Origin of the sequence: Nostoc sp. UCD121, assembly GCF_014222285.1 — a bacterium.
In the GTDB taxonomy this organism is placed as follows: domain Bacteria; phylum Cyanobacteriota; class Cyanobacteriia; order Cyanobacteriales; family Nostocaceae; genus Nostoc.
Genome location: NZ_JACKZS010000033.1, coordinates 40,988 through 50,205 on the forward strand (window position 1 = coordinate 40,988; position 9,218 = coordinate 50,205).

A 9,218-nucleotide genomic window follows, 5' to 3' on the forward strand; every position below is an offset into this window, starting at 1 on the left:
TTTGTTATTAGCAAATGATCGCTAATTTAAGGACTATTGATTGCTTGTCAAAAAAGAATTGCCACAGCCACAGGTTGCGATCGCTTGGGGATTGTGGAAACGAAAACCACCACCCATTAAGTCTTCCGAATAATCTACCCTCAAATTGTTGAGGTAATTTAAGCTTGTAGCATCTATGACTACTTGAATTTCGTCCAAGTTGAAAACCTGGTCGCCAACTTTTATCGTTTCATCAAAGGACATATCATAAAATAACCCAGAACAGCCACCTGGTTTTACTGACAATCGAAACAAGACATTTGGCTGCTGCTTAGACTTTATTCGCCCAATTTCACTCGCGGCTGCTTGACTCAGATGAATCATGGAAGTCGTTTTTTGCAATTGAATACCCCATGTTCATTTTACAGACAGATGGGTTAACTCTCGCTTCCCGAAAATTCCAAATTACCGAAGCCATGAGCATGATCGCTATTACTACATTTATAACACAAAAAACTTCAGTCCCCACCTTAACTAGGTAGGGACTTCTAGGGTGCAGTGGTTCGCAAAGACGATTGGCACAAAATGTATTCAGTTTTTAGATTAGAGCTTTAGTCCTTAGTTCGGGCATAGTCATCTTGGTAGCGGATAATGTCGTCCTCTCCCAAGTATTCGCCATTTTGCACTTCAATTAACACTAAGGTAATCACGCCAGGATTTTCTAAACGATGAGATGTACATTGAGGTACATAAGTTGACTCATTATTGCTCAGTAATACTTCTTTCTCGCCACAAGTTACCCTAGCTGTACCTGAGACAACAATCCAGTGTTCGCTGCGGTGGTGGTGCATCTGTAAACTGAGGCGATGTCCGGGTTTAACTTCGATGCGCTTGATTTTGTATCCGCGCCCTTCTTCCAAAACTGTAAAAGCACCCCAAGGACGTAACTCAGTTGCAGCAACACCTCTGGAAGTGATAGTTGAAGGTAGGTGTAGAGTGTCAGTCTGTGTAGTTTCTTGATATCGAGCCATAATTACCTCATTTGAAGACATAACAAACCGTCTGTACTCTTAACTATTGATAAAAAATCTGGCGCTATGTTCCAACGTTGAAAATCAGCAATTTTTTCGCACCTTGATAAACATAACAAAATCAAACCTGACGGTGTAAAGTATCACTATTAAAACTCTTAGGTTTACACTAAGTCTTCATCAAGCAAAGCGGCAGCTTGTTCTAAACTTTAAAAAAAGATGGAGAATTGGGAATTGGGAATTAGAAAGAGGCGGGGTGCTGCTCATGCTGGGGACAAAACTCTTTTCCCTTACTCCCTATTCCTTAATCCCTGATTAACGTGGTTTCAGGAAAATACCAATTCCATTATGAACACGAGCAGCAGTACTAGGCGATCGGTCAAGTAGTTGCCCTCCTAAATAAAGGCTGGTAGAACTACCGCCGTCTAGATTTAAGGCATCCACACAGCCCATCTGTTGCATTAATTGGGCATGTTCTGCCAATGTAGGGCCATAACCGCCGGCACGATTATGGACGGCAGCAATCATCAGTGTGCCTGTTGCAGTTGTACAAATACCGCTACGAATAGCCTTTTCTGCAATAAAGGCATTGCTGAATTTTTCGGCTTTGGCATCGAGAACAATTTGACGATTTTGGATTAATAGCGGCCCAGCTCCAATAATGTGGGGATAACGACTAACATCAGTGGGAGTAGTGCTGCTAGAAATACGTACTGCGCTTCCAATCGTTAACTGTGACGCAGCGCTAAGGCTGCTAGCGCGTAAAGTTAGTAGGTAGCCATCCTGGGGAATGGGAACGGCCGTCCCACCAACTTTGCCGCCTGGTAGCTGCTGAGTAATTTGGTCTTTTTGTACCACTAGGATAATTTCGTTATCCGTTAAGGGTGTGTAAGTTGCTCCCCAAACTGGGGTGTAACGGGCAATACCACTCTGAACGTAGCCACTATTAAGAAACAAAATTGGTAAGCGCTGGTTATTTGCAGTAATTAAAGTTTCTTCTAAGGTGAGACGACCGAAGTAAAATTGACCTGAATCATTCCAAGCGATCGCACCCCGGTTAAGAATGGGGCCTGATAACCACTGACTATCCCGGCGAATCGCACCCAATGGTAATCTGTTGTTGCGGTTAAAATAACCACCGTTAATTCCAGCTACTGCTAAGTAACGTTGTGCTGTTTGAATTAAGGGGGCAGTACCCCCAAGCCCATCAGGACTAGCCCACATAGGTTTCAAGGTTAGCCCAAATTTACGGGGATTAACTTCTAACCAAACCACCGGAAAGCGTTCTGTGCCTAAGTTGACATAACGCTGTCGCCAGCGCAATCCTGGGGCCCAAGTAATATCTCGTTCTTCTAGAGGATCGGGTCGAATATCGATAATCAGGCGATTGGGATTAGCGCTAGTCTTAACTTGAGGCGATAGACCAAAGGGAACGCTCAGACTAATAATCGTTTGGCTTTTCACCACCTGCACTTGTCGGATAAGTGGTTCAGGGGCTGGTGGTATTGGTTGTGTTGGTGTAACTGGTAATAATTGTTTGAGCAGGTTTGGCAGCAATGTTGGTGCTGCTGCTGGCTGGGGGGTATAGCGTTCTATCAAAACGGGATCGGCTATTCCATCCAGGGTAATTGTCCACTCTCGATTTGGCGGTGTAGTGGGTTTTGGGGTTGGTGTGTCTGGATCGGAAGATGGAGTTTGCGGTTTTGCGATCGTTGATCCTTGTGCAACTTGCCAAGGAGTTGGACGATCTAAATTTACAAGTATGCGAGTTTGTTGCAAAGGGGCACTTGCCTCTGGAGGTTCCTGGCTCTGAACAATATTCGTAATTTGTGCTTTTGGGGTAGCAATCACCAAGGTGTTCCCATTGGCTTGGATTTGCCATCCAGATGTTTGAGCAAAATTAGTGATATCCAGATAGCGATATGCTCCTACTAGCCTGGTGGCTAAAACCAGTGGTGTTGTCACCGACGAAAACCACTGTATTGGTTGCTTCGCTGAACTACTACTGGTTAAGAAATTTACTCCGATTAATTGCCTAAATACCCCATCACTGAGATGAGTTGTCACCTGACCAGATTTTCCCGGCCGTTGCAACCAAGTTCCTGGTAAAGTACGACCATTGAGGGAAATTTGATTCCCAGAGGATACCGTCCCTGTTAAAGGAGGTGCAGGTGACTGGGAGATCAGTGATTTGCTGTTTTTTGGCAACTCTTGGGCATTGCTAACACCAGTAGTGGTTAAACACAGTAATGTTAAAAGTATTGGTGACACAGTAACCAGGAAGAATCTGCGTTCGCTAATCCCTGATTGGCAACAACTCGGCATTTTTACCATAATTTACTAGGTACTTTTGAAAACTATCACCCCAAGGTATAAATTAACTAATTATTTGAAAATTTTAAAAAAACATGACTTTTTTTATTAAAAAACATGCTATTGTATATATTGGCTAATCATCTCTTTTAAACAGAAATAAATTATAGACGCTAAATCAACTGCAAAGAAGTGTTTTAACTGGCAATAATTCTAACCACACTATACACGGTAGTCTTGATTATCAAAAGTGGATTAAGATAGTCAATCCTGACTGAATGTTGCTACTTCAGTGAGGTCTAGTTAATAGCAATATAGCAACTGGTAAGTAGCAAAACTCCAGACAACAACAAAAATATTTGGGAATTGTCAAATGGGTATATATTGTAATACGCTGATTTTATTGCCGGATCGGGATAACTAAATAATTACTAATTCGTAATTAAAAGGGTACAGCAGCCCACACTAAATTAAAGATTTAGTGGTTAACAAGACAATGGAGGGTAAAACCCCCCACTGATTGCAACTACGAATTAAGGTAGCGTAGCTTAAAGGCTTCTCTTCTCCCTTGGCGATAGCCTCTCCCTTTGGGATAAGTGGGAGACGCTACGCCAACGTAAAGAGCGATGACTCGCTCTTTACGATCAATTACGAATTATTTTGACTTTGGCTTTAAAACATAGTACAGCGTTCAGTTTTAGTTTTGTTTCAGGTGAGCCGAAATAGGCTCTATGAGTAGCTACCGTGCATCGGGAAAAAGGTAATTGAAAAAATACTTAGCTTCAGAATATAAAAAAGAAACTGTCAGGATAATAATCATGTCTTGGCGGAGGTAAATTGTCTGACACCGCATAAATACATAAAAGATACGCAACTATTTTAACACGGGTAAACTAAGAAAGTAAAACCGAAGTTAAAATTTTTTTTCCCTAAATTTCGGTGCTTATATATTTCTCCATCGTGGAATTTAGAAATTTTTCCCGTAAGTAGTGGCAAAATTGGTAACTCAATACTTCAGGAACAGGGTATGAATAATCAACCGATGAATCAAGAGCAAAAAATCACAGCAAATGTCAACTCAAGAGATACCTATCAGGGGCAGAAGTGGTTAGTAGAAGAACGAGATGCCTGTGGTGTCGGTTTTATTGCTCATCGTCAAAATCATACCAGCCACGAAATTGTCGAAAAAGCCTTAGCTGCTCTAACCTGCTTAGAACATCGGGGAGGTTGTAGCGCCGATCAAGACTCTGGTGATGGGGCTGGAGTATTGACAGCTATCCCTTGGGATTTGTTCCAACAAGACTTTGCCCAAAGAGGGAAGGAATTTCCATCCACCAATAATATAGCTGTGGGGATGATATTTCTCCCACAAGACCAGGAAGCAGCACAAAAAGCTAGGGCGGCAGTTGAGCAAGTAGCTACTGAAGAAAAATTAATTGTACTGGGTTGGCGAGTAGTGCCAGTGCAATCTGATTTATTGGGTCTACAAGCAAGAGAAAATCAACCCCAGATCGAACAAGTTTTGTTAGCTTCTGTTGACAAAAGCGGCGATGAATTGGAACGACAGTTGTACATTACCCGCCGCCGAATTAGTAAAATTGCAACCAATATCTCAGAAGAATTTTATATCTGCTCGTTGTCAAATCGCACAATTGTCTACAAAGGCATGGTGCGTTCTGCCGTATTGGGAGAATTTTATCAAGATTTAAAAAATCCAGTTTACAAAAGCGCCTTTGCTGTCTATCATCGCCGCTTTAGTACCAACACTATGCCCAAGTGGCCCCTAGCTCAACCGATGCGGCTTTTGGGTCACAACGGCGAAATTAATACCTTATTGGGTAACATCAACTGGATGATGGCACGAGAAGCTAGCCTGAATCATCCTGTATGGGGCGATCGCATCAAGGAACTCAAGCCATTAGTTCATATTGATAACAGCGACTCGGCTACCCTAGATAACGTACTGGAATTACTGGTGTGTTCTGGACGCACCCCCTTGGAAGCTTTAATGATTATGGTTCCAGAAGCTTACCAAAATCAGCCTTCTTTGCGTGAATTTCCAGAAATTGTTGATTTCTACGAATATTACAGTGGTTTGCAAGAAGCGTGGGACGGGCCAGCACTTTTAGTATTCAGCGATGGCAAAAAAGTTGGTGCAACATTAGATCGTAATGGCTTAAGACCAGCTCGTTACCTAATCACCAAAGATGACTACATTGTTGTAGCTTCCGAAGCTGGTGTAGTGGACTTTCCAGAAGCCGATATTGTTGAGAAAGGTAGACTCGGCCCTGGGCAAATGATTGCCGTGGATTTAGTCAACCATGAAGTGCTGAAGAATTGGGAGATTAAGCAGCGCATTGCCAAGCAGCACCCTTATGGAGAATGGCTGCAACAGTATCGTCAAGAACTCAAAGAACTTGTCACAGATGTTAATGGAAATGGACATCTGGCTACTGAAAATGGTAACGGACATAGTACAACGGAGAAAATTGACAAGCAAACCTTGCTTCAACTTCAAACCGCCTTTGGCTACACCACAGAAGATGTGGAAATGGTGATTCAGCAAATGGCGATCGCAGGTTCAGAGCCGACTTTCTGTATGGGGGATGATATTCCTTTAGCAGTGCTGTCAACGAAGCCCCACCTGCTTTATGACTATTTCAAACAGCGCTTTGCTCAGGTGACGAATCCGGCAATTGATCCCCTGCGGGAAAAGCTAGTGATGTCTTTGAAAGTCGAATTGGGTGAACGAGGTAACTTATTAGAACCCAAGCCAGAATATGCTCGAAGATTGAAACTTGAATCGCCAGTGTTAACGGATGGTGAATTAGAGGCGATTAAGCTGTCGGGATTTGCCACAGCCGAGTTGTCAACCCTATTTGCGATCGCCAACGGCCCTGAAGGATTGAAAGCCGCAGTCGAATCTTTACAAGCACAAGCAGCTGAATCAGTCCGGGCAGGTGCAAAGATTTTAATCTTAACCGATAAGGTAAGTGACGGTATCACCACACAATATACCTACATCCCTCCCCTGTTAGCAGTTGGTGCTGTACATCATCACCTGATTCGGGAAGGGTTGCGGATGAAAACATCCCTAATTGTTAATACTGCCCAATGCTGGAGTACTCATCACTTTGCTTGTCTGATTGGCTATGGGGCTGGTGCAGTCTGCCCATATATGGCTTTGGATACGGTGCGTGATTGGTGCATTGATCCCAGAACCCAAAAGTTAATGGGGGTGCAAAAACTTCCTACCCTCACCGTAGAACAAGCTTTAGGAAACTATCGCAAAGCGGTAGAGTCAGGTTTGCTCAAAATTCTCTCCAAGATGGGAATTTCTCTGCTCTCCAGTTATCAAGCAGCCCAAATATTTGAAGCTATTGGTATTGGTGGAGATTTAATCGAACTAGGATTTCGTGGTACGACTTCCCGCATTGGTGGTTTGAGTATTAGCGAACTCGCTGATGAAGTACTTTCATTCCACGTCAAGGCTTTCCCAGAACTAACGACCAAGAAGTTAGAAAACCTGGGGTTTGTGCAGTATCGTCCTGGCGGTGAGTACCACATGAATAGCCCGGAAATGGTCAAGGCGCTGCATAAGGCTTTAGATGGCAAAAACTATGACCACTACGAAGTTTACAAAAAACACCTCCAAGGCAGACCAGTAACGGCATTGCGAGACTTGCTAGATTTCCAAGGCGAGCGTACTCCAATTTCTATAGAAGAAGTAGAGTCGGTAGCTGAGATTGTCAAACGTTTCTGTACGGGCGGCATGTCTTTAGGCGCTTTGTCAAGAGAAGCCCATGAAACTTTAGCGATCGCCATGAATCGCATTGGCGGTAAATCTAACTCTGGAGAAGGCGGCGAAGATCCAGTGCGCTATAAAGTTTTAGATGATGTAGATGAGTCTGGTAACTCGCCAACCCTACCTCATTTAAAAGGATTACGGAATGGTGATAAAGCCTATAGTGCCATTAAGCAAGTTGCATCGGGACGCTTTGGTGTCACGCCAGAGTACCTAGTCAACGCCAAACAAATTGAAATCAAAATTGCCCAAGGTGCCAAGCCTGGAGAAGGTGGACAACTACCAGGGCCAAAGGTGAGCCAATACATTGCAATGTTAAGGCGCTCGAAGCCAGGTGTGACACTGATTTCACCGCCACCGCATCACGATATCTATTCTATTGAAGACCTAGCGCAACTGATTTTCGATCTGCACCAAATTAACCCCAAAGCAAAGGTGTCGGTGAAGCTAGTTTCAGAAGTTGGCATTGGCACGATCGCTGCTGGTGTAGCCAAGGCAAACGCTGATATCATCCAAATTTCTGGTCATGATGGTGGTACAGGTGCATCGCCACTCAGTTCGATTAAACACGCTGGTTCGCCGTGGGAATTGGGTTTAAGTGAAGTGCATCGGGTTTTGATGGAAAATAGCCTGCGCGATCGCGTGGTTTTACGTGTGGATGGCGGTCTTAAGAGTGGCTGGGATGTGGTAATAGGTGCATTGATGGGTGCTGAAGAATTTGGTTTCGGTTCCATCGCTATGATTGCTGAAGGCTGCATCATGGCGCGGATCTGCCACACGAATAATTGCCCTGTGGGTGTCGCTTCCCAGAAAGAAGAACTCCGCAAGCGGTTTACGGGAATACCGGAACAGGTTGTCAACTTCTTTTACTTCATCGCCGAAGAAGTGCGTAGTTTGCTAGCAGGACTTGGCTACCGTTCTTTGTCAGAAATCATTGGACGTGCAGATTTGTTGAAACTGCGCCAAGAGGCAAAAATTACCAAAACACAATCACTAAATCTTGATTGTTTACTTAAGCTGCCAGATACCAGAGATAATCGTAGCTGGTTAGTGCATGAAGAAGTCCACAGCAACGGCGTGGTTTTGGATGACAAATTTCTTGCCGATCCCGACGTTCAGGCTGCCATTAGAGATCAGTCCACTGTCACCAAGACTTACCCCATTGTCAATACTGACAGAACAGTGGGTACAAGATTAGCGGGAGCGATCGCTTCTCAATATGGTGACAGTGATTTTGAAGGACAAATTAATCTCAACTTCATAGGTAGTGTTGGACAAAGCTTTGGTGCTTTTAACCTCCCCGGCATAACTTTGTCCTTAGAAGGAGAAGCAAACGACTACGTAGGTAAAGGGATGCATGGTGGTGAAATCATCATCAAACCTCCAACTGATGCTAGCTATAACGCATCACAAAACGTCATAGTTGGTAATACGTGCCTGTATGGTGCCACTGGTGGTATGTTATTTGCCAATGGACTAGCAGGAGAGCGCTTTGCGGTGAGAAACTCCAAAGGCATCGCAGTGATTGAAGGCGCTGGGGATCACTGCTGTGAATACATGACTGGTGGTGTGATTGTCGTCCTCGGTAAAGTAGGACGCAACGTCGCTGCTGGAATGACTGGCGGATTAGCATACTTCTTAGATGAAGACGACGCATTCCGTGAGTTAGTCAACCCGGAAATAGTCAAAATCCAACGGGTGATTACGGAAGTAGGTGCAAAACAACTGCAAGAGTTAATCCAAACTCATGCAGAACGCACTGGTTCACCAAAGGCAAAGAAAATTCTGCAAAATTGGCAAGAGTTTTTGCCGAAGTTCTGGCAGTTGGTTCCACCTTCTGAAGCTGATAGTCCCGAAGCTAATCCTGAAAAAACAACTGAGTTTAGTTTAGTAACTAGTCATTAGTAACTTCAGCAAAAATCTCTTTGGATTGCTAAGGTAGCCACCTGGACTTACTTCTGAAAATAGAGTAGAGATAAAAAAAGATTCCCCTTGATAAGGGGAATCTTTTTTTAAGTGATTCAAAAATAATGTATTTTAAACAAAAAATATAATTTTAGTTTTTAGCCAATTATTATTGACCAATTAAC

General features: G+C 43.6%; 4 protein-coding genes. 1 reads left to right on the forward strand and 3 read right to left on the reverse strand.

Going from position 1 to position 9,218, the window contains the following annotated elements:
- Positions 1-33: 33 nt before the first annotated feature.
- The 3 genes from GNF10_RS10055 to GNF10_RS10065 all read right to left on the reverse strand — a co-directional run bounded on the left by GNF10_RS10055 (position 34) and on the right by GNF10_RS10065 (position 3,335).
- Positions 34-363, reverse strand: coding sequence for an iron-sulfur cluster assembly accessory protein (locus tag GNF10_RS10055; protein ID WP_185580892.1), 330 nt, complete (start codon positions 361-363; stop codon positions 34-36).
- Between the two features lie 227 nt (positions 364-590).
- The gene (locus tag GNF10_RS10060) at positions 591-1,010 is read right to left on the reverse strand and encodes a cupin domain-containing protein (RefSeq protein ID WP_179075585.1); all 420 of its coding nucleotides are present in this window, start codon (positions 1,008-1,010) and stop codon (positions 591-593) included.
- Between the two features lie 315 nt (positions 1,011-1,325).
- Positions 1,326-3,335: a phosphodiester glycosidase family protein gene (locus GNF10_RS10065; protein ID WP_185580891.1), complete on the reverse strand. Its 2,010-nt coding sequence runs from the start codon at positions 3,333-3,335 to the stop codon at positions 1,326-1,328.
- A 1,015-nt stretch (positions 3,336-4,350) separates the two neighbouring features.
- Here GNF10_RS10065 and gltB point away from each other — a divergent pair.
- Positions 4,351-9,033, forward strand: coding sequence for a glutamate synthase large subunit (gltB, locus tag GNF10_RS10070; RefSeq protein WP_185580939.1), 4,683 nt, complete (start codon positions 4,351-4,353; stop codon positions 9,031-9,033).
- Positions 9,034-9,218: the final 185 nt, after the last annotated feature.

Bases quoted from the DNA above. Each gene is read 5' to 3' on its own strand.
- GNF10_RS10055 (WP_185580892.1), bottom strand. From the start codon at position 363: ATGATTCATCTGAGTCAAGCAGCCGCGAGTGAAATTGGGCGAATAAAG.
- gltB (WP_185580939.1), top strand. From the start codon at position 4,351: ATGAATAATCAACCGATGAATCAAGAGCAAAAAATCACAGCAAATGTC.
- GNF10_RS10060 (WP_179075585.1), bottom strand. From the start codon at position 1,010: ATGGCTCGATATCAAGAAACTACACAGACTGACACTCTACACCTACCT.
- GNF10_RS10065 (WP_185580891.1), bottom strand. From the start codon at position 3,335: ATGCCGAGTTGTTGCCAATCAGGGATTAGCGAACGCAGATTCTTCCTG.